Origin of the sequence: Shewanella colwelliana (assembly GCF_001735525.1) — a bacterium.
Lineage (GTDB): Bacteria > Pseudomonadota > Gammaproteobacteria > Enterobacterales > Shewanellaceae > Shewanella > Shewanella colwelliana.
In genome coordinates, this window is record NZ_MCBT01000001.1 from 63,330 (window position 1) to 84,065 (window position 20,736).

Here is a 20,736-nt window from a genome sequence, read left to right on the forward strand (position 1 = left end):
GATAATAATCAAAGGTTATTTTCAAGTTGGAAGATCATTTTTTCTGCACTGTAGTTAAACGTGATAGTGAGACTTACGCCCCCTTCAGTTTCGGAAACTAAGCACTGAAGGTCACCAAATCGTTTACAAGCCAGATCAATTAATTGCTGTGCTTGTTCCTTGGCATCGTCTCCAACTCTTTCAATGACTAATTGCGTATCATACTCGTCAATCACTGCACCAATATCGGCGTAACTACCGCAATCTGTACAGGTGTCATTCACTAAATTTGACTGTGCTTTTTGAATGTTTTTCATCGCTAACTTCTATGTGGTGTTAATAGGCATAATTATAGTATCAACTGGCCTATGAGTTCGAGACGCAGTTCATAACTAAACAATTATTTCTGCAAGTAAGCGCTGTTGAACGAGCTGGTCAACAAAGTGCGGCGTATTAATCGACAGATCCTCATCTGTCAGATCACCCGTATATTTAGCCTTGCTAACCAATGAACAGTTTGCCAATACTTGGCTCACCTCTATCGGGACAGCCCCCCTTGTTACGACGGCCTCTGGTTGCAAACATTGCGATAAGTGAAATGCGGCGAGCCCCTGCTGCTGAAATACTAGGCTATGATCTATCACCTGTTCTTTAGACATATCACTTAATAGCGGCTGCGATTTAGGCAGTTCAAACTGTTCATGTAAACGTTGCTCAATCTCTCTGTCCGAACCTTTAAGATGGAACTGTGCCATGTCACGCGCATCGGCCGACAACATTGCCAACAGCAAACCGAACTCTCCTCTACGCTCACCAGAGATGGCGTGATTGAGTTTGGTGCCTAAATGAGCTTCTGAAAGTAATACTTGCGTTGTTTGCATAAAAAAACATCGATTAAACAGCCTGTTGCTATTTAATCGACCGCTTGAACAGAAACTTTAGAAATAATTTCAATTATGGCCTTTACACTGCGGCTGTTTCTGACTACTATTGCCGCCGCAATTGAGGAGGGGTTCCCGAGTGGCCAAAGGGATCAGACTGTAAATCTGACGGCTCAGCCTTCGAAGGTTCGAATCCTTCTCCCTCCACCATTTGCGGCAATTTGATATAGAGATATTCGTGGAGGGGTTCCCGAGTGGCCAAAGGGATCAGACTGTAAATCTGACGGCTCAGCCTTCGAAGGTTCGAATCCTTCTCCCTCCACCATCTTTATCTTATTATTAAATTGGTTTTAAGCGATACACGTGGAGGGGTTCCCGAGTGGCCAAAGGGATCAGACTGTAAATCTGACGGCTCAGCCTTCGAAGGTTCGAATCCTTCTCCCTCCACCATTTCGCACTCTTCGCTCAAAGTATCTCTTCGTAACATATCTACAAAAACAATACCCAAACCAGCACCTTATATTCTTTATTGTTATTATCGTCCGTTTACTGCTATTACCGTCCATTATCAGCTATCCAATCAACAAATAAGCACACCCGTTACTTAACAAGCCACACGCATAAACAGTGCATCATGTAATTGATAACCTCAATGTCGCTATATAGCTTGCCAAGCTCCCCAGCTTACTGTCGTAACATCCCTACCACATACTTTACATACCAACTACTGAATTACCTTTTTAAATTGAGTATGATGCGATTATCTAAGATGGTGGATCTTGTTACCTTAATTCCCTTTTTGAGGCGCAACGTATCAAGATTGGGGGCTGCTGTGGTGCTATCATTTTATAAAGTACCTTCGGTTACGGTATTAATGTCCAAGCAATAGAGTTCATATTTCTTAATCAATTCGTTACAGGAATAACAATGGAAAGATCATGGGTAAACCAAGCAATCGCTAAAATTGAAGCCGATTATCAACGCAGTGCAGACACCCACTTGATCAAATTGGATATTGCCTGCCTGACCGGGATTGACATCTACCTTAAAGATGAGAGCACCCACCCTACAGGCAGCTTGAAACATCGTTTAGCACGATCGCTTTTTCTTTACGCCTTGTGTAATGGCTGGGTAAAACAAGATACCCCAATCATTGAATCCTCTTCTGGCAGCACTGCCGTATCTGAAGCCTATTTTGCCCGCTTACTGGGACTGCCATTTATCGCGGTCATGCCTAAATCTACAGCAAAAAAGAAGATCCAGCAGATCGAGTTTTATGGTGGAAGTTGCCATTTTGTAGAACACTCCAGTGAGATTTACGCCGAATCGCAACGATTAGCCGATGAGCTATCTGGTCATTATATGGACCAGTTTACCTATGCTGAGCGCGCCACTGATTGGCGCGGTAACAACAATATCGCTAATTCAATCTTCGAGCAGATGCAGAGAGAGCCTCATCCGGTGCCCACATGGATAGTGATGAGTCCTGGGACTGGCGGCACATCAGCCACCATAGGCCGTTATATTCGCTACCAAAGAGAAATGACCAAACTGTGTGTGGTTGACCCAGAACATTCAGTATTTTTTGACTATTTCCACAGTGGTGATGACCAAGTCACTTGTACTCAAGGCAGTCGTATAGAAGGGATTGGCAGGCCAAGAGCCGAGCCATCCTTTATACCTGGCGTGGTTGATAACATGGTTAAAGTTAAAGATGCTGCATCCATCGCCACCATGAATTGGCTAGAGGCGTTAATCGGCCGTAAAGCGGGTCCCTCAACAGGAACTAACCTCTACGGTGCGTTACAACTGGCTTGTGAAATGAAGAAAAAGAATCAAACAGGATCAATCGTGACCCTGTTATGTGATTCGGGAGAACGCTATCTCGACACTTACTACAACACCGATTGGGTTGCGCAGCAAATAGGTGATATCAGCCAATACGAGGCGCAGTTAATGCAATTTAATCAATCTGGTCAGTTAACTTAATCAATATTTAAGTATTTATGAGTCTGTATCGATAGTCGCCAATTACGTTCGATGCAGACTTTCATTGCCAACTCGGTGGCACGAGGCTTCTGACTAATGGGCTGTAGACAAATAGTTTTACTGTCGAGCACTATCCCTTCTAGCAGCGCATCTAACTCGGCGACGTGAGAGGCTTTAGCAACGGGATGCTTTATCTCATTGGCTCTTTCTAATGCCTGAGATAACACTTCAAAGCCGCCTTTCATATTAACCTTTGGCGATACGGTCACCCACGTTCTATCATCGCATTTCACCTCAAACGTTCCACTGGTTTCAATTTGACATTGAAAGCCCGCTTCACTAAGCGTCTGAGTCAGTGTCTGTAAGTCATACATGCAGGGTTCGCCACCAGTAATGACGATATGTTTAGCGGTAAAGCCTTTTTGCTTAAGCGCATCAATCAGCTCCCCTGCGCCGAGTTCTGACCAACGGCCGACTTCTCCGTCGACCTGAATGACTAACGCTGGATCGACACGATTTTCGGCTAAGGTTTCCCATGTGTGTTTAGTGTCACACCACGCGCAGCCAACAGGACAGCCTTGCAGGCGAACAAAGATCGCTGGCACACCCGTAAACACGCCCTCGCCTTGTATGGTCTCAAACACTTCATTTACCGGATACTTCATTTTAAACCTCATCGTTATCGGTCGGCTTTTATAAGAGATTTATGCCTCACAAGCAAGTATAAATCAGATAAATGGCGCCTCTTTTCCTAATTTTGACCGCACAAGAAATTTTGCATCCCTGTCTGGCTCAGTTAAACTAGCGCCTAACATTGATTACCTAATCCAAATTTATGTCAAAAGCTGTTGTTGTATTTAGTGGTGGACAAGATTCCACAACCTGCCTAATTCAAGCTCTCCATCAATATGATGAAGTCCATGCCATTACCTTCGACTATGGACAACGCCATAGAGAAGAGATCATCACTGCACAAACATTAGGTCAACAGCTTGGTGTTGCTAGCCATAAAGTGTTAGATGTTAACGTATTAAACGAGTTAGCTATTTCAGCTCTTACCCGAGACGATATCGCAGTGTCAAACGAGCTAATGGAAAACGGATTACCTAACACCTTTGTGCCAGGTCGTAATATTCTTTTCCTTACGTTAGCTGGCATCTACGCCTACCAACTCGGCGCAGAAGCCGTGATCACTGGTGTATGTGAAACAGACTTCTCAGGTTACCCAGATTGTCGCGATCAATTTATTAAAGCGATGCAAACAGCGTTAGAGCAAGGTATGGATAGACCACTAAACCTGGTAACACCATTAATGTGGTTAAATAAAGCACAGACTTGGGCCTTAGCCGATAAGTATGACAGCTTAACCTTAGTTAGAGATCACACCCTGACTTGCTATAACGGTATCATAGGCTCTGGTTGCGGCACTTGTCCTGCTTGTCTGCTACGCAGTAAAGGCCTTCAAGATTATCTAGACAATAAAAGCGCTGTGTTAGCGCAGTTAGATGCAACATGCTAAACAAACTTAAGAGTGGTGCAAACCCCTATGGAGTGGTGATGTTTATCACTCTGTTGTGCACCCTACTCTATTTTTTGCCATTAGACTCGCTGCTGGCTTATCGTCGCACTGCGATTGGTCATGGCGAGTGGTGGCGGCTACTTACGGGAAACTTGTTACATACCAATCACTGGCATTTGGTTATGAATCTCGCGGGCCTTTGGGTTATCGCTTTCTTACATGAGTGCCACTATCGTCTGAGTAATTTTACGCTGTTGTTTATTGGCCTCTGTTTGCTTCAAGGAGCTGGACTGTATCTTTTCTTCCCAAGCTTGTTAGGTTATGTCGGACTCAGCGGCATGCTGCACGGACTCTTTACCTTCGGCGCACTCAAGGATATCCAGAAAGGACTAAGATCCGGCTACCTGCTAGTTGCTGGCGTGTGTGTCAAAGTCATTTATGAGCAATATTATGGTGCCACAGAGCAAATCACCCAGTTAATCAACGCGCGAGTGGCAACAGAGTCACACCTTATCGGCGTGGTAACGGGGATACTTTGCTTTATTGGCTACTGGGCATTTCGCAAATTAGCCAAATAGCCCATACCGACGAATGGAAACAGATAACGTTTAGATACCGAACACGTCGCGCAGACTTTTCTTCGCGACGTGTTTTACGGTAATTTAGGCTTTAATTAACGCTTCTCGTAGCTCATGCACCTGATCACGCAATGCTGCCGCCTGTTCAAACTCAAGATCCCTAGCATGTTGGTGCATCTGCTTTTCAAGCTGATCAATTTGATGACTTAAACTCGCCGCATCAATGCCTTGGTATTTTGCATTAGGTTCAGCCACCCGTTGATAGGCTGGCAGCACCTTTGCGGTATGCTTATTTTGCTCGCCAACATCCATCACATCTGTAATCGACTTGGATACCCCTTTAGGCGTAATCCCGTTGTCGATATTAAACTGATGCTGTTTGGCTCGGCGCCTTTCTGTTTCGCCAATCGCTTTCGCCATTGATTTGGTGATCTTGTCAGCGTAAAGGATCACTTTACCGTTCAAGTTGCGAGCAGCACGGCCAATGGTTTGGATCAATGAGCGTTCTGAGCGCAAGAACCCCTCTTTATCGGCGTCGAGAATACAGACTAAAGAGACCTCAGGCATATCCAAGCCTTCGCGCAACAAGTTAATACCCACTAAGACATCAAACACGCCTAAGCGCAGATCACGAATGATCTCTACCCGCTCTACAGTATCGATGTCTGAATGCAGGTAACGAACTTTAACCCCATGCTCATCCAAGTATTCAGTAAGATCCTCTGACATACGCTTAGTGAGCGTAGTGACTAAAACCCGCTCATTGACCGCGACACGTTTTCCGATTTCTGACAGCAGATCATCGACTTGAATGCCAACAGGGCGCACCTCAATCTCAGGGTCAAGTAATCCTGTTGGCCTAACCACCTGCTCGGCAATTTCACCTTCACATTTATCTAGCTCATACTGCGCTGGCGTTGCAGAAACGAAGATGGTTTGCGGCATTAACGCCTCAAACTCTTCAAATTTAAGTGGACGGTTATCTAAGGCTGAAGGTAAACGAAAGCCGTATTCAACCAAATTGGTTTTACGTGAACGATCGCCCTTGTACATGGCACCAATTTGGGACACGGTAACATGCGACTCATCAATGATAAGTAAGCCATCTGCGGGAAGGTAATCAAGCAGCGTTGGCGGCCCTTCACCGGGTCTGCGTCCCGATAAATACCTAGAGTAGTTTTCAATACCAGAGCAGTAACCTAGCTCTGTCATCATTTCAATATCATATTGAACTCGTTCAGAAATCCTTTGCTCTTCAACGAGCTTATGGTTATCCAGCAGAAATTGCTTACGCTCTCTTAACTCCTGCTTAATATGATCGGTCGCCGCTAAGATTTTTTCTCTTGGGGTCACATAGTGAGTTTTAGGGTAAACAGTGGTTCGCGCAATACGTTGCAAAATATGGCCGGTGAGCGGATCGAATAAGCTCAGCCGCTCAATTTCATCATCAAACAACTCCACGCGAATGGCATCACGCTCTGAGTCTGCTGGGAAGATATCAATAACTTCTCCGCGTACACGATAGGTGCCGCGCTGCAGTTCGATATCATTACGGGTGTATTGCAATTCGCTTAGACGCTTTAAAATCTCCCGTTGCCCCATGAAATCACCTTGACGCAGGTGCAATAGCATTTTCAAATATGAATCTGGGTCACCTAAACCATAAATGGCAGAAACCGAGGCGATCAGTACCACATCTTTTCTTTCAAGCAGGGCTTTTGTGGCTGATAAACGCATCTGTTCGATATGCGCATTAACCGAGGCATCTTTCTCAATAAATGTGTTGGTTGAGGGAACGTAAGCTTCTGGCTGATAATAATCATAATAAGAAACAAAATACTCCACCGCATTATGGGGGAAAAACTCTTTCATCTCGCCATAGAGCTGCGCCGCTAATGTTTTGTTGGGCGCCATAATAATCGTCGGGCGTGCCATCTGCTCAATCACATTGGCAATTGTGTAAGTTTTACCTGAGCCAGTCACACCCAGCAAGGTCTGGCACGCTAATCCAGCCTCTAAGCCATCAACGAGTTGAGCAATGGCTTTAGGTTGATCGCCAGCTGGTTTATATGGTGAGACTAATTGAAACGGGGATTCACTCACAAAGACCTCCATAATCTTTAGCCTTCTATAGTAATTGACTCACTGACGTTAGCCAATGGAGTGATGAGATAAATATCAGCAAGGTAGCAATTAGATAAAGTAGCCCCATTGATAAGGCCATTACATAAAACTGACATGAAACTTTAATACAAAGGGGATATTGCAAATAATTGAACAAAAAACAGTCCAAAACCGCCAATATTGGGGAGATTAATGCACAACAACCGCACAGAAAAACATTACATAAATGTAACAGAACGTAGCTAAACACTTTACCGAATCGTTTAACCATAACCACTTGTAATTTAACACTTTATATATTTCAAGTAAATTTTACGCTTTTTAACCACATTTCAACAGCCATCGGGCTTTGGCAGCCATTTTTTTTTATCACCCACAGGTTTATCCACAGATTTAGTGGATAACTTACGCAAACGTAGTAAAACCGTGGCCTTAAGCGTATATCATTAAAAAATGCTGAAGCTGTTAGTTTATGTAATTTTACTACAATTGAAACCTTATTAAGAATTCAGCCACTTAAATTAGCCATTTATTAATTAATGAACAGGCAGTTAGCCTAACAACATGAGAAACTGCAGATAAGGTAAACAATTTGATGACTATCTCGACACGATGCGCGTTAGTTGAGCACTTAACAGCATAATTACACTTTTTTTCCTTACCTGAGTTGACTCGTGTGTAAGAGCGATTTAATATGCGCTCCGTCTTCAACGACGAGTTGCTTTAACGATTCCCCTGTAGTTCAGTTGGTAGAACGGCGGACTGTTAATCCGTATGTCACTGGTTCGAGTCCAGTCTGGGGAGCCAAAAGCAAACGTTATATGAAGATGTAAGAGCATAATCGATAGATTAACTCTTAGTGTTAAAATCGATTCCCCTGTAGTTCAGTTGGTAGAACGGCGGACTGTTAATCCGTATGTCACTGGTTCGAGTCCAGTCTGGGGAGCCAATTTTAACACATATGTAAGTATCGATTCCCCTGTAGTTCAGTTGGTAGAACGGCGGACTGTTAATCCGTATGTCACTGGTTCGAGTCCAGTCTGGGGAGCCACTTACATAAAGTAAAAATATTGAAGAAAACGATTCCCCTGTAGTTCAGTTGGTAGAACGGCGGACTGTTAATCCGTATGTCACTGGTTCGAGTCCAGTCTGGGGAGCCACTTCAATATTATATTACCAAGCAAAAATCGATTCCCCTGTAGTTCAGTTGGTAGAACGGCGGACTGTTAATCCGTATGTCACTGGTTCGAGTCCAGTCTGGGGAGCCACTGCTTTTAAGATATTGCCCTCCTTATTAATATAATTTCGCTTTATTAGATAATAAGTTAGACTGTACGCAATAATTTTGTCTAAAATTAACTTGCCGATCACGTTGGACTAACTTGTTATGAGTGTTTCGAAAACTTTTCACTTTTTGCTTGTGGTAATATTTATCAGTATCACGCTCGTGCTTTATCGGGCTGAAGCTGAACGTGTGACGAAATTAGCGACAGAACAGTTCAATAGCTACACCAGCTCTTCTGTATGGTTAACCTCCCTTCCAGAGAACGGTGAAGCGCTTTATTCACGCCTTAAACAAACTTATTCATTTCAGTTTTTTCAGTATATCCATAGTCAAGACAGTAGTTTTAACTTCACTTACGGTCAGCTAATGAGCCAACGCTCAGACATAATTAAGCGTCTTTTTATTCAAGAGCTCGGTGATACACGAGCACTGCCTATGGGGCGCTTACAAGTTAAGTTGAGCCTTGAACCCATTTTAGACAGCGCTGCATCGTCATTAAAAAGCAACTTAATTTATTTGTGGGTGCTGTATTTGCTTATTGCCATACTCTTTAGCTTACTCATGAGTCGCTTAAAACGTTCAATTCGCTATGCAAGCGAGGCGATCGCCTCCCTTGCCTCACTCAAATTTGATGCACTCGCTCACTCTAAATTTCGCGGCGAGCTAAAACCCGTAGGGCTGGCAATAGAGAACAGCCGAACAGCGCTGCATCAGCAATTTATCGAGATTAATAAACACAATGAGTTGCTAAATCGTGAAGCCTATCAAGATCCGGTCACAGGCTTCAGTACCCGACCTAAGTTTACTGATAAATTAGACAACCTCGCCAAACCGGGTAAAGACAGAATTGGTCTACTCGCCATGGTTAAAGCCACTGAACTTGGGGCAATTAATCAAGCCCAAGGACGAGTCGCTGGCGACGACTACCTTGCAGGCGTGGCAAACTGCTTAAGAAAGGCCTTATCCGAGCAGTTACATGTCGAGTTTTACCGAATTTCAAGCGCTGATTTTGCTGTATTTATCCCTGATCTGGTGATTAACGACGCCGAAGCAATACTCGATAAAATTAAGTCGGAATTTGATGAGTACCAGCAAACCATCGAGGCTGAATCAGTTGCGTATACGGGGTTAGTTCCGTACCAGCAAGGTAATGAAGTTTTATCGTTAGTGTATTTAGGTGATGCTGCAGTCAGTATTGCTCAGACGCTAGGTCCTAACAGCTACCATATTCAAGAAAAGCTCAATGGCGATGAGCTATTTGGAGATTCGCGCTGGAAAGAAGCCGTTGAAGATATCATCGCCCGCAAAGCACTGCGTTTTCACGCCCAAGATATTCAGCCGTGCCGTGGCGAACAAAAAGTATATCGCGAGCTACTGTCTCGCTTTTACAGTAAAGAAGGCAAATTTTTACCGACCGCAACCGTTATTGCCATGGCTGAACGGCATAATTTAAGTGTCGAACTCGACAAAATCATTATTCTCAATACCTTTCGTCTACTGATGGATAACCCTAATCTAGATGGCGTGTTTGGCATTAATATCAGCACAGCATCAGTTACTCAACCGACCTTTGTTGCATGGCTTAAAGATCTATTTATCCGCCAGCGCTCTTTAGCTTCACGCATCGTACTTGAAGTTAACGAATCAGGAATGCAAGCCAATATCAACATGGCCTATAAGTTCGTCCGCGATATGCATAGCGTTGGCTCACGGGTATCGGTCGAACATTTTGGGATGGGTTTCACCTCGTTTAAGTTTTTTAAAGAGATTAGGCCGGACTTTATTAAGCTCGATGGCAGTTATACCGATGCCATCGACAGTGATGACAATAACCGCTTTTTTGTGAAGATGATTGTGGATGTTGCGCGCAAACAATCGATAAAAGTGGTCGCTACCAGTATCGAACGCCAAGAAGAAAAACTGGCATTTGAACACCTTTTGGTCGACGGTCTTCAAGGCTACTACATTGCTAAGCCCAAACCTATTTCAACAAAAGATGAACAATCAACAGTCACTTAAATCAAAAAGGGATTAATCCCTGCATTCTATGTGTTGTTAATCCCAGCCGAAAGGCCGATAATACGCCATAATTTAGAAATAGATAGCATAAAGAGATGAGTGAATATCTCCTACTTTTGGTCGGCACAGTACTGGTCAACAACTTTGTATTAGTCAAATTCCTCGGACTATGCCCATTTATGGGCGTATCCAGCAAACTTGAGTCTGCCATCGGTATGTCCATGGCGACGACGTTTGTATTGACACTCGCATCAGTCTTAAGTTACCTCGTAGACAACTACCTGCTGCAGCCCTTTGAAATGGGTTATTTGCGCACAATGGCGTTTATTTTAGTCATTGCGGTCGTCGTACAATTTACTGAAATGCTGGTGCAAAAAACCAGTGCCTCTCTGCATCGAGCTTTAGGGATCTACCTGCCACTCATCACCACCAACTGCGCGGTATTGGGTGTTGCACTGCTTAACGTCAATGAAAAACACGATTTCATCGAGTCAGCCATCTATGGCTTTGGTGCTGCGGCAGGCTTCTCGATTGTATTGATTCTATTTTCCGCTATGCGTGAACGGCTAGCAGCCGCTGATGTACCAGAGCCTTTCAAGGGCGGTGCAATAGCAATGATCACTGCAGGCCTTATGTCTCTTGCCTTCATGGGCTTCACAGGATTGGTAAGCTAAGCATGATTGAAATTTTTATCGCTATCGGTCTGCTCAGCGTTTTAGCACTAGTCTTTGGGGCACTGCTAGGTTTCGCAGCCGAAAAATTCAAAGTTGAGGGTGATCCCATTGTCGAACAGGCTGAAGCCTTGTTGCCACAAACACAATGCGGCCAATGCGGTTATCCCGGTTGTAGGCCCTACGCTGAAGCGATAGCCAATGGTGAAAAAATCAATAAATGCCCACCCGGTGGCACGGCAACCATGGAAAAATTGGCACAACTCATGGGCGTTGACCCTGAGCCATTAACCGCCACCGCTGAAACACAGATTAAGAAAGTTGCCTACATTCGAGAAGATGAATGTATCGGCTGCACAAAATGCATTCAGGCTTGTCCGGTTGATGCAATTTTGGGTACAGGTAAACAGATGCATACAGTCATCACCGACTATTGTACCGGCTGTGACCTCTGCGTTGAGCCCTGCCCTGTAGATTGCATCGATATGTTACCTGTCGGACAAACGGTGCAAAACTGGAATTGGAAACTCAATGCTATACCCGTTATTAATCTTAGTGAGGATGCCAAGTGTTAACCTTATTTGAACAGATAGATAAAGGGACACTATGGAAAATCCCCGGTGGTATTCATCCTCCCGAGTGCAAAACCTTATCGAGTCATTCTGCGATAGCAAGACTAGCCCCAGCCGATCACTATATTATCCCGGTTCCTCAGGCTGGAGACGCCTATAGTCTTACTGTTGACGTTGGGCAAAATGTGCTTAAAGGCCAGGCGCTCACCCATGGCGAGGGTTTTCGATATTTACCCGTGCATACACCCGTATCGGGCAAAGTTATTGCGATTGAAGAGCGTCCCAGCAACCATGCTTCAGGTTTACCCGTTTTAAGCTGCGTGATTGAAAACGATAAGCAAGATACCCTTGTAAGCAGCATACACGCACGTCTCGACCCGAGCGACGTGGTCAAAATGGACAACGAAGCGATCTTGTCTCGTATCCAACAAGCTGGTATCGCGGGACTTGGTGGCGCGGCATTTCCAACCCATATAAAGTTAAAGCCAGTTAGCGAAATTGAACTGCTAATCATTAATGGCGTCGAGTGCGAACCCTTTATCACCTCTGACGATAGATTGATGCAAGAACATTGTGATGAGATTGTCAGCGGCATCACCATTATCCATCAATTGTTGTCACCAAAACGTATTGTTATCGCCATTGAGGACAACAAACCGCAAGCTAGCGAGCAGATGCGCCATGCGTTAAATAGAAGCACCTTACCGAGCGATCTTGCCAAGGTCACAGTGATCCCGACGCTCTATCCTTCTGGTGGTGAAAAACAGTTGATCCAAATATTAACCGGCCAAGAAGTACCATCTGGTTCAATTCCGGCGCAATTAGGCATTTTGGTACAAAACGTCGGTACGGCTTTTGCTATTGATCAAGCGGTATATTGCAATATGCCATTGATTGAGCGCGTGGTGACCTTGACCGGAAGTCATGTCGGCCAAGCCGGGAACTATTGGCTGCCAATCGGGACACCAATTGACGACTTGCTGGGTAAAACCCAGTATTTGGGCAACGATGACGATCCATTAATCATTGGTGGTCCAATGATGGGCTATATGCTTCCCAATAGACACGCTCCCGTGCTAAAAGGCACTAACTGCGTGTTGATGCCAACACAACAAGAAATCGCACCTGAGCGTAAAGAGCAGCCTTGTATTCGATGCGGTGAATGTGCCGTTGCCTGCCCTGCGCAACTCTTACCTCAACAGCTGTTTTGGCATGCCAAAGCGCAAGAGTACGATAAGGCTGCAGGATACAACCTAAGAGATTGCATCGAATGTGGGTGTTGCAGCTACGTCTGCCCTAGTGATATCCCTTTGGTCGAATACTATCGGGTAGCGAAATCAGCCTTGAAAGTTGAGGCAGAAGAGAAAAAGCAAGCAGAACTCGCAAAGCAACGTTTTGACTCACGAACCTTACGGCTCGAAGAGGAGAAACGAGCCCGCGAAGAAAAAGCGAAGCAAGCGGCAAATAAACGCAAAGCCGCTATGTCTAACAATGATAAAGATGCTGTTGCAGAAGCGATGGCACGGATCAAGGCGAAAAAAGCTGCCACGCAAACAGAAAATGTTAGTGATGCACCGCAAGATAAAGTGGCCGCGGCCATCGCCAGAGCCAAGGCAAAGAAGCAGGCTAAAACAGTAGAGCAAACTGAAAACAGTGTGCCCACGCAACAGGAAAAAGTGGCTGCAGCCGTTGCGCGCGCTAAAGCTAAAAAGCTGGCTCAAAGCATAGCCCCAGTCAAGGAACCAGCAACTGAAACGCCTGATCCGCGAGAAGAGAAGGTTGCCGCAGCAATTGCAAGGGCTAAAGCCAAGAAGGCGCAACAAACAGCAACAAACGAGGAACCAGGGTTAACGACCCAGCAAGAAAAAGTCGCTGCCGCCATCGCAAGAGCAAAAGCTAAAAAAGCAGCAAAGGCAAAAGAAAGTCGTAATAGTGATGCCTGCGACGCTGCTGCGCCTGTTTTGGATGCCCAGCCAGAGACGATATCGGCTGATGAGGCTAAAAAAGCAAAAATTGCGGCAGCCGTTGCCAAAGCTAAAGCAAAGAAGCGCGCACAAGCACAAAGTGCTGACGCAGATAGTGCTAACGCCGAAACATCCCATACCTCGGCATTGACAGCGCACTGCGCTACAGACGGTTCAAGTGCAGATGTTTCGTTAACACCCGCTCAGCAAAAACAAGCTAAAATCGCTGCTGCCGTTGCCAAAGCTAAAGCGAAAAAGCTCGCGCAGCAATCCTTGACTAATCAAGAGCACGCGCCAACAGAGGCTAGCATTGGGCCAGATAGTGCGCCAGAAGACGGTGTGACATTGGCTGACGCCAAGAGTCAAAAAAGTGCTACCAGCGAGGCCGATGAAGCTCAAATAGCGTCGCCAGCAGAGATTAAGAAGGCAAAAATCGCGGCCGCCGTAGCAAAAGCTAAGGCAAAAAAATTGACACAAGAATCTATGCTTACCAATGACCAGAACAAGGATTAACCATGGCATTTAAATTGGCGTCATCGCCCCATTTAAATACAAGCGCCCAAACCAAGTCGGTCATGTTAAAAGTGATGCTTTGCGCCGTACCGGGTGTACTTGCACAATGTTACTTTTTCGGATGGGGCGCCATTATTCAATTAATGTTGGCGATCGCCGTCGCCATGGCAGCAGAAGCTGCAGTATTAACCAGCCGCAAGCGTCAAGTATGGCCCACCTTAAGTGATAATAGTGCGGCATTAACCGGCTTATTGATTGGTGTAGCTGTTCCCGCGCTAGCACCTTGGTGGATAACCACAATTGGCGCCATTTTCGCGATTGTCGTCGTTAAACATCTTTATGGTGGCTTAGGCAATAATATTTTTAATCCAGCCATGTCTGCCTACGTCATGCTACTCATTAGCTTCCCATTACAGATGACAACATGGGTCGCCCCTACTGGCGCTGCGCTCAATGATGTGAGTTTGTTAAGCAGTTTGCAGATTATCTTTCAAGGCGCCAGCAGCCAGGAGATTTTAGCCTACCGTGCGGGCTTTGACGGCGTGTCAATGGCCACCCCACTTGATGCAATTAAAACAAGTCTATCAACAGGATTAACCATTGATGAAGCTTTAACCTTACCCTCATTTTCTGACGGGTTTGGCGTGGGCTGGGCCTGGATAAATGTGGCCTACTTGCTTGGTGGATTGATGATGCTAAAGCTGAAGGTGATCCGTTGGCATATTAGCATCGGTATACTGGGTAGTTTATTTGTCTGCGCTGGAGTCGGTTATCTGTTAAGCCCTGACACTCACACAGGTCCGCTACTGCATCTCTTTTCTGGTGCGACTATGCTGGCGGCGTTCTTTATCGCGACAGATCCTGTCACCGCAGCGACTAGCCCGAGAGGCCGCTTAATCTTTGGCGCACTCATTGGAGTGCTGGTTTACGTTATCCGCAGCTTTGGGGGGTACCCTGACGCCTTCGCGTTTGCGGTGTTGTTAGCCAACTTATGTGCCCCCTTTATCGACTACTATGTTAAACCCCGAGCCTATGGTCATCGGTCTAGCCACTAACCCTAGGCAGGAGTGAAAATTGAAACGTTCTATAACCAAAAATGGTAGCTTGCTAGCCCTATTCGCCCTGCTTTGCACGGCGCTAGTGGCGAGCGTGAATCAATTCACCTTTGAGCGGATTAAGACGCAACAAGATCTTGAGTTAATGCGGACCTTGCACCAAATAATTCCAGACTCAATACATGACAATGCATTGATTGAACACTGTATCTTAATCCACGACGAGCAGGTGCTTGGTGTCGATGAACCGCTGCCCGCTTATATCGCTACACTCAAAGGTGAAGGTGTTGCCATTGCCATGGAAACCGTCGCCCCTGATGGCTATAACGGTAAGATAAAAATCATCGTTGCCATCAATACCCTAGGCGAAGTGCTTGGCGTTCGCACCTTAAACCATAATGAAACGCCTGGTTTAGGCGATAAAATTGACCTACGTAAATCTTCGTGGGTGACAGCCTTTAATCAGATGTCGATAACAAGTGCGCAAGATAAACGTTGGGCCGTTAAGAAAGATGGTGGCCAATTTGACCAATTTACCGGTGCCACCATCACGCCAAGAGCCTATGTTGGCGCGATAAAACGTACCCTACTCTACTTTAATGCCAATAAGGCAGAGTTGATGAACCGCCCTGCAAACTGTGAGGTCAACTATGAGTGATTATCGTGAAATTGCGTGGCAAGGCTTATGGAAAAACAATCCAGGTTTAGTCCAGCTTTTAGGGTTATGTCCCCTATTGGCTGTTACCGCAACCCTGACTAATGCAATTGGTCTTGGCTTTGCGACCATGTTGGTATTGATTGGTTCGAACATTTTGGTCTCTCTGGTTAGAGACTATGTACCTAAAGAGATCCGTATTCCAGTGTTTGTCATGATCATTGCAGCTCTCGTGACCTGTGTACAACTATTGATCAACGCCTATGCCTACGGCCTCTATCTTTCGTTGGGTATTTTCCTGCCGCTAATCGTTACCAACTGCGTAATTATCGGCCGTGCTGAAGCCTTTGCGTCACGTAATAACGTCGCTAAAGCTGCATTCGACGGCGTAATGATGGGCATAGGTTTCACCTTAGTGCTCATGGTACTTGGCGCTTGTCGTGAAATACTAGGACAAGGCACTTTGTTTGATGGGGCCGACCTCTTATTAGGTGACTGGGCTAAAGGACTAACCATCCATCTTTGGCAGGTAGACACCAACTTTTTACTCGCCATGCTGCCACCCGGAGCCTTTATTGCAATGGGATTTTTAATAGCTATCAAAAATGTCATCGACAGCAAATTAGCACAACGAACCATGCCAGCCAATCCAGAACCGGCGGTCACTCGCGCACGCATTACTAAGGTGAGCTAAACGATGAATACAGAGAAGCGTCGTCAGATTTTAACCATCCTTAGGGATAATAACCCTAAGCCTGAAACCGAGCTTAACTTTTCATCGCCCTTCGAGCTGTTGGTCGCTGTAACCTTATCAGCACAAGCAACTGACGTTAGCGTGAATAAAGCAACCGATAAGCTATTCCCTGTCGCCAATACCGCGCAAGCTATTTTTGATCTCGGCGTAGAGGGGCTCAAAAGTTATATTAAAACCATTGGCTTATATAACAATAAAGCAATTAACGTAATTAAAGCCTGTGAAATCTTAATTGAAAAATACAATGGCGAAGTACCTGAAAATAGAGAGGCGTTAGAGTCACTACCCGGTGTCGGTAGAAAGACCGCCAACGTCGTACTTAATACCGCCTTTGGTTGGCCAACTATCGCCGTAGATACCCACATTTTTCGTGTCGCAAACCGAACTAAATTTGCCATGGGCAAAAATGTCGATTTAGTCGAGCAACAGATGTTAAAAGTTGTCCCCGCCGAATTTAAAGTCGACGTACATCACTGGTTTATTTTGCATGGCCGTTATACCTGTATCGCAAGAAAGCCACGCTGCGGGAGTTGCCTTATCGAAGAGTTATGTGAATTTAAAGAAAAAACAGAGTGATCTTTCGTGCATTAAAATAGTGACTTAATCAGATGCCCGCACAAAGCTGTCTATGGTGTAACACATCACGATTAAGTCTATCTATCGACCGTTAGTCAATGGGATACCTAATGGAGCAACTGAACATTGTTAACTTGTTTCAAGCCGGAACCATTACCGTCGGTGTATTAGGAGGTCTACTTCTGTGGAGAACTAATGAGTTCAGGGGCGTTTCATTCGTACTTTGGCTCATCGCCTTTGCATCACTCATTAACATCTTTGAAGAGACTGGCCTAACCCGAGACGTTTACTTAGTTAGCCCCATATTTATTATGTTGTTTGGCCCAGCTAACTATTTGGCAATCAAACTCATCGTAAATAAAACGCTCAAACCTTATGAATGGGCACATTTACTGCCAGTGATTCCCTTTTTAATGTTTACCCATCACGTGCAGGCAATTATTGCGCTCGGCACTCTCTGGCGTCTAGCATACGCACTCTTATCAGTGCTTATTCTGTTAAAGTTTAAACGTTTGCTTGATGAACAACGCTCTGATTCCGATGAATACTCGCTTAACTGGTTGGTCGGAATAGTCTTACTCACCTCTGCTTTTACCCTGATAGATCTGATACGGCTCAATACTCAGCATATGATTTCTTATGAACTCAACCTACTTGGGCAAGGCTTGAATACCCTTATCTGGCTAGTTGCGATCATGGTGATGATTTATATGCTGTCAAAACAACGTCGCCTGCCGCAGCATCCAATAAAGGCTGAGGCAACAAGTAAATTAACGCAGCGACACTTACCCGATGAAAAGAGTGAATACACAAGCGTCTTTTCAGAGCTAGATAAGTTACTCACAACGAATCAATGGTTTCTCACACCCCGATTAACATTAAATCAAGTAAGCGAGCTAACAGGCTTGCAAAGTCGAGATATCTCTCGGGCCATCAATTTATGTGCTGAGACTTCCTTCAATGACTATATCAATCGATACCGCGTTGAGCATGTTTGTCAATCACTCGTAAGGCAACCAAACCAATCAATCTTGGATGTGGCTGTTAAAGCGGGGTTTAGCTCCAAAGCTTCCTTCAATAAAGTGTTTAAACAAGTCACAGGGAAAACACCCAGCGAGTATAAAATGAATATGTCAGTCTAACATCACGATCATAGACGTCTAATGTCTTGATCTTAAGCGTTTAAAACTTCCGCTCTGTTTACCTTATGATTATCGAACCATAAGGAATTACACCATGAGAATCTTACTAACGATATCAGTCCTGTCCAGTATCCTCATTGGCTGTGGCACAGGCGTTAAACCGCAGGACGCTAACCATCACGTAGACAACAGCTTTGTGCTAACAAATATCAACGTAGTTGATGTTGTTCAACAAAAAGTGCTATCGAGAAAAAATATCATCGTCATAGACGGTAGAATCAATGCCATTATTAACCCAAATCGTCATGATACATACTCAGGGTTAACTCATATTGATGGTAAGGGTGGCTTCATTACCCCAGGTCTTATCGATATGCATGTTCACATGTATGAAACAGCCGCTTACCAATTAACCCTCAGTCATGGCGTTACTCACGTAAGGGTCATGAACGGCATCCCAGCTCACCTAAACTGGCGAGAACAAGTCAACGCAGGACGCCTGATAGGTAGCTCTTCAACCGTAAGTAGCCCAATTATATCTGCCTATGACGATGCATATTTACATCATTCAGTGCATACCGCAGAGCAAGCAAAACAAGCTGTAACCCAATATGTTGAGCAAGGCTATGACCTCATCAAAGCCTATGGGAATTTAAGTAAAGAAACATTAACGGCCATCATTGCACAGGGGCGGCAACTCAATATGCCCATCGCTAAACACGGCCCTCACGGGTCGGGCGATATGGTGACAGGCTCGTTGAGTGGTTTACAATCTCTTGAACATGTCGAGGATATCTATCAAGGTCCCCTAAATTACCAATTTGCTCCCGAGTTACTCCCTGAGGTGGTCGCTGAATTAAAGGCAACTGGTGTACCGGTAACGCCTACGTTAAACATCTATGCGCAGCTCACTCAACTCAGTCAAGAAAAAGCGCCCTATTTGGCTAAAACAAACCCTGAATACACTTCAGATATTATTGCCTTAGAAACGTCAAACAATCAGGTTGAACGCTGGTTAACGGCCTCTGAAAACATGGCAAAGCACAATCAAAAAGTGTTAGATTTCTTGATCTTTATTACCCAAAAACTACATCAGAGCGGCATACCATTGCTGGTTGGTTCCGATTCTGGCGTACTATTGTCACCACATGGACTCGCAACACACAAAGAGATCCAACTCCTCCTCCAAGCGGGGCTTTCACCTTTTGAAGTACTCGCTGCAGCCACTATCAACCCCGCACGAGCGCTCAAGCTTGAACACAACATTGGCCACATTCGTGAGAGCTTACAAGCTGACTTTATTTATACCCAATCTAGCCCAATAGATGACTTAAGCCTGTTAAAAGAACCTAGCGCAGTGATAAAGAATGGACATTGGTATTCACAACAAACTCTCAAAAAAATGCGAGAACAAGCGATAGCGTCAAGAAGTTTATGGCAGGAACTGAAAGTATTAGTTGAAGCTCTGTAAACCCCAAATAGCCTGATTTGAAAACGATCTTGAGCTAAGCTATATAGCCAAATGCTCAATGATGTAAATACTAAAAAAGCCACAATAGTGGCTCTTTTAGTGCTTCTGTGCGCCGTTCGACATCGCTAACACTCAGTACACTGTTATCAAACAGTTTTTAACGAGCTTCTGTTAAGGCGCTAGACAAAAACTGTTTTCGTTTACCTAGCTTAAAACAAACACACAAAAAATATAGAAAGAAATGCTGCAATCGTGATAGCCAAACCTACAGCCATTTTTAATTCGTAAGACATAGTAAACTCCTCGATGTTGATGGTTCCATTATCCGTATCTCCTAATTTAACTCCATGATTTAAAGCATAAAGTGTGAGGCACGTCATAGACTTATTTTGTCAAATATAATGGTCATAGATAATACTGTTTTCCTAAGCCATATCAGGCACTTTGCTATATAAAATATGTTATTGAGTGCAACTATCGGCCAATACATGGGTATAATGCCTCCTCATTTCTATCGCAACAGAAGAGGTCTTCATGGCTCAATTACTCCACACCATGCTACGAGTTGGCAATCTAGAGCGCAGTATCCATTTTTATACCGAGATCTTAGGCATGAAGTTGCTGCGCCGCTCTGAAAATACTGAATATCGCTATACCCTTGCTTTTGTTGGTTTTGACGATGAAGACAGCGGTGCTGCGGTGGTTGAACTTACCTACAACTGGGATACAAACCAGTACGATCTTGGTAGTGCCTTTGGTCACCTTGCCATTGGCGAGGAAGATATCTATAGTCGCTGTGCTGCCATCGAAGCGGCAGGCGGCAAGGTTACTCGTCAACCCGGTCCCGTCGCCGGCGGCTCGACTGAAATCGCTTTTGTTGAAGATCCTGATGGCTACAAAATCGAATTCATTCAGATGAAATCCGCCCAACAAGGCCTAGGTTAGGTTTAACTTGGGTAATAAAAAAGCGCCAGATGGCGCTTTTTTTA

18 protein-coding genes and 8 tRNA genes are annotated in these 20,736 nt (G+C 44.9%); 22 read left to right on the top strand and 4 right to left on the bottom strand.

What is annotated here, in order from left to right:
* Window positions 1–8: 8 nt before the first annotated feature.
* Window positions 9–296 carry a DUF406 family protein gene (locus BEL05_RS00320; protein WP_028765037.1) on the bottom strand — a complete coding sequence of 96 codons (288 nt, stop codon included), beginning with the start codon at window positions 294–296 and terminating at the stop codon, window positions 9–11.
* Between the two features lie 75 nt (window positions 297–371).
* Window positions 372–860, bottom strand: coding sequence for a VC2046/SO_2500 family protein (locus BEL05_RS00325; RefSeq protein WP_028765036.1), 489 nt, complete (start codon window positions 858–860; stop codon window positions 372–374).
* A 125-nt stretch (window positions 861–985) separates the two neighbouring features.
* On the opposite strand from BEL05_RS00325, the gene BEL05_RS00330 reads away from it, so the two are divergent.
* From BEL05_RS00330 to BEL05_RS00345, 4 genes are all read left to right on the top strand, one after another.
* Window positions 986–1,070 (top strand) — tRNA-Tyr (locus BEL05_RS00330).
* 30 nt (window positions 1,071–1,100) lie between these two features.
* Window positions 1,101–1,185: transfer RNA gene (locus BEL05_RS00335), tRNA-Tyr, on the top strand.
* 40 nt (window positions 1,186–1,225) lie between these two features.
* Window positions 1,226–1,310, top strand: a tRNA-Tyr gene (locus BEL05_RS00340).
* 477 nt (window positions 1,311–1,787) lie between these two features.
* Window positions 1,788–2,849 carry a PLP-dependent cysteine synthase family protein gene (locus tag BEL05_RS00345; RefSeq protein ID WP_028765035.1) on the top strand — a complete coding sequence of 354 codons (1,062 nt, stop codon included), beginning with the start codon at window positions 1,788–1,790 and terminating at the stop codon, window positions 2,847–2,849.
* Here BEL05_RS00345 and queE read toward each other — a convergent pair.
* A complete protein-coding gene (gene queE, locus BEL05_RS00350) occupies window positions 2,846–3,514 on the bottom strand; it encodes a 7-carboxy-7-deazaguanine synthase QueE (RefSeq protein WP_069669936.1) in 669 nt (222 codons plus the stop codon). The genes BEL05_RS00345 and queE overlap by 4 nt on opposite strands.
* Before the next feature lie 170 nt (window positions 3,515–3,684).
* Between queE and queC the strand changes: the two genes are divergently transcribed.
* Window positions 3,685–4,368: a 7-cyano-7-deazaguanine synthase QueC gene (gene queC / locus BEL05_RS00355; protein ID WP_069669937.1), complete on the top strand. Its 684-nt coding sequence runs from the start codon at window positions 3,685–3,687 to the stop codon at window positions 4,366–4,368.
* Entirely contained in the window at window positions 4,362–4,946 is a 585-nt protein-coding gene (gene rrtA / locus BEL05_RS00360; RefSeq protein ID WP_069669938.1) for a rhombosortase, read from the top strand. The genes queC and rrtA overlap by 7 nt, the downstream gene beginning before the upstream one ends.
* Window positions 4,947–5,030: 84 nt before the next feature.
* Here rrtA and uvrB read toward each other — a convergent pair whose 3' ends face one another.
* A complete protein-coding gene (gene uvrB / locus BEL05_RS00365) occupies window positions 5,031–7,049 on the bottom strand; it encodes an excinuclease ABC subunit UvrB (protein WP_069670039.1) in 2,019 nt (672 codons plus the stop codon).
* Window positions 7,050–7,801: 752 nt separating this feature from the next.
* Between uvrB and BEL05_RS00370 the strand changes: the two genes are divergently transcribed.
* The 16 genes from BEL05_RS00370 (at window position 7,802) to gloA (ending at window position 20,692) form a co-directional block, all read left to right on the top strand.
* A tRNA-Asn gene (locus BEL05_RS00370) sits at window positions 7,802–7,877 on the top strand.
* A gap of 66 nt (window positions 7,878–7,943) precedes the next feature.
* Window positions 7,944–8,019, top strand: a tRNA-Asn gene (locus BEL05_RS00375).
* Window positions 8,020–8,045: 26 nt separating this feature from the next.
* Window positions 8,046–8,121, top strand: a tRNA-Asn gene (locus BEL05_RS00380).
* Between the two features lie 33 nt (window positions 8,122–8,154).
* Window positions 8,155–8,230: transfer RNA gene (locus BEL05_RS00385), tRNA-Asn, on the top strand.
* A 32-nt stretch (window positions 8,231–8,262) separates the two neighbouring features.
* A tRNA-Asn gene (locus BEL05_RS00390) sits at window positions 8,263–8,338 on the top strand.
* Between the two features lie 119 nt (window positions 8,339–8,457).
* Complete coding sequence (locus BEL05_RS00395) at window positions 8,458–10,374, top strand: EAL domain-containing protein (protein ID WP_069669939.1); 1,917 nt, start codon at window positions 8,458–8,460, stop codon at window positions 10,372–10,374.
* A gap of 95 nt (window positions 10,375–10,469) precedes the next feature.
* A complete protein-coding gene (rsxA, locus tag BEL05_RS00400; RefSeq protein ID WP_028765029.1) occupies window positions 10,470–11,048 on the top strand; it encodes an electron transport complex subunit RsxA in 579 nt (192 codons plus the stop codon).
* Between the two features lie 2 nt (window positions 11,049–11,050).
* Window positions 11,051–11,620 (top strand): electron transport complex subunit RsxB, encoded by a 570-nt coding sequence (gene rsxB / locus BEL05_RS00405; protein ID WP_028765028.1) that lies wholly within the window; start codon window positions 11,051–11,053, stop codon window positions 11,618–11,620.
* Entirely contained in the window at window positions 11,614–14,094 is a 2,481-nt protein-coding gene (gene rsxC, locus BEL05_RS00410) for an electron transport complex subunit RsxC (RefSeq protein WP_069669940.1), read from the top strand. The genes rsxB and rsxC overlap by 7 nt, the downstream gene beginning before the upstream one ends.
* Before the next feature lie 2 nt (window positions 14,095–14,096).
* A complete protein-coding gene (rsxD, locus tag BEL05_RS00415) occupies window positions 14,097–15,149 on the top strand; it encodes an electron transport complex subunit RsxD (protein ID WP_028765026.1) in 1,053 nt (350 codons plus the stop codon).
* 19 nt (window positions 15,150–15,168) lie between these two features.
* Window positions 15,169–15,807, top strand: a complete 639-nt coding sequence (gene rsxG / locus BEL05_RS00420; RefSeq protein ID WP_028765025.1) for an electron transport complex subunit RsxG — start codon at window positions 15,169–15,171, stop codon at window positions 15,805–15,807.
* A complete protein-coding gene (locus BEL05_RS00425; RefSeq protein ID WP_028765024.1) occupies window positions 15,800–16,498 on the top strand; it encodes an electron transport complex subunit E in 699 nt (232 codons plus the stop codon). The genes rsxG and BEL05_RS00425 overlap by 8 nt, the downstream gene beginning before the upstream one ends.
* Window positions 16,499–16,501: 3 nt before the next feature.
* On the top strand, window positions 16,502–17,134 hold the full coding sequence (nth, locus tag BEL05_RS00430; protein WP_069669941.1) for an endonuclease III: 633 nt from the start codon (window positions 16,502–16,504) through the stop codon (window positions 17,132–17,134).
* A gap of 110 nt (window positions 17,135–17,244) precedes the next feature.
* Window positions 17,245–18,276 carry a helix-turn-helix domain-containing protein gene (locus tag BEL05_RS00435; protein WP_028765022.1) on the top strand — a complete coding sequence of 344 codons (1,032 nt, stop codon included), beginning with the start codon at window positions 17,245–17,247 and terminating at the stop codon, window positions 18,274–18,276.
* Between the two features lie 94 nt (window positions 18,277–18,370).
* The gene (locus BEL05_RS00440) at window positions 18,371–19,747 is read left to right on the top strand and encodes an amidohydrolase family protein (RefSeq protein ID WP_069669942.1); all 1,377 of its coding nucleotides are present in this window, start codon (window positions 18,371–18,373) and stop codon (window positions 19,745–19,747) included.
* A 534-nt stretch (window positions 19,748–20,281) separates the two neighbouring features.
* Window positions 20,282–20,692 (top strand): lactoylglutathione lyase, encoded by a 411-nt coding sequence (gloA, locus tag BEL05_RS00445; protein WP_028765020.1) that lies wholly within the window; start codon window positions 20,282–20,284, stop codon window positions 20,690–20,692.
* Window positions 20,693–20,736 lie beyond the last annotated feature (44 nt).